The sequence below is a fragment of the Ruminococcus sp. Marseille-P328 genome (genome assembly GCF_964249465.1).
Classification (GTDB): Bacteria; Bacillota; Clostridia; order Lachnospirales; family Lachnospiraceae; genus Blautia_A; species Blautia_A faecis.
Genome location: NZ_CAXUBQ010000074.1, coordinates 1 through 749 on the forward strand (window position 1 = coordinate 1; position 749 = coordinate 749).

General features: G+C 43.3%; 1 pseudogene. It reads left to right on the forward strand.

The features are described from left to right. Positions 1-660 (forward strand): annotated as a pseudogene (locus ACESTK_RS20490) (ISNCY family transposase); the annotation flags it as partial. Positions 661-749: the final 89 nt, after the last annotated feature.

A 749-nucleotide genomic window follows, 5' to 3' on the forward strand; every position in this document is an offset into this window, starting at 1 on the left:
TCCCCATCTATCGATGAGGATACCTATACACAGTTTGCCTATGCCTGTAAACAGCTTGGGGTTGAACTGGGATCAAGCAGTGTGCCTCAGGCAAAAGGACGTGTAGAACGCCTGAACCAGACGCTACAGTCGCGCCTGCCAGTCGAGTTGAGACTTGCAGGCATAACGACCATAGACGCTGCCAATGAATTCCTAAACTCCTACATAAAGGAATTCAATGAGAAGTTTGCCCTTCCCCTTCATGGTATCAAGTCTGTGTTCGAAGTGCAACCCAAAATTGAAAAAATCAACCTGATTCTTGCAGTTTTATGCGAAAGAACGGTAGATACCGGACACTGTTTAAGGCATTCCAATAAATACTACCGTATGATTGACAGCAGAGGCAATCAGGTCCACTACCGAAAAGGAACAAAGGTAATGTTTATTCAGGCTTTTGATGGCAGTCAATACTGCTGTGTAAATGACAAAGACATCTATGCACTGGAAGAAATACCCGAGCACGAAACAAAATCAAAAGACTTAGATATAGACTATACTCCGCCAAAACCAAAGAAGCCCCGCATTCCACCAATGAACCACCCCTGGCGTCGTCAACAGTTTGGAAAATTTGTCAAACAGCAAGAACACCACCAGAATGATCAAGATACAAAAATTGCCTGAGGAATGAAGCACATCAATATAACAAGCCCCAGCAAAAAGCCGGGGCTAATACTTCAATTATTTTAGGACATTTTCAAAAACGCTTGACA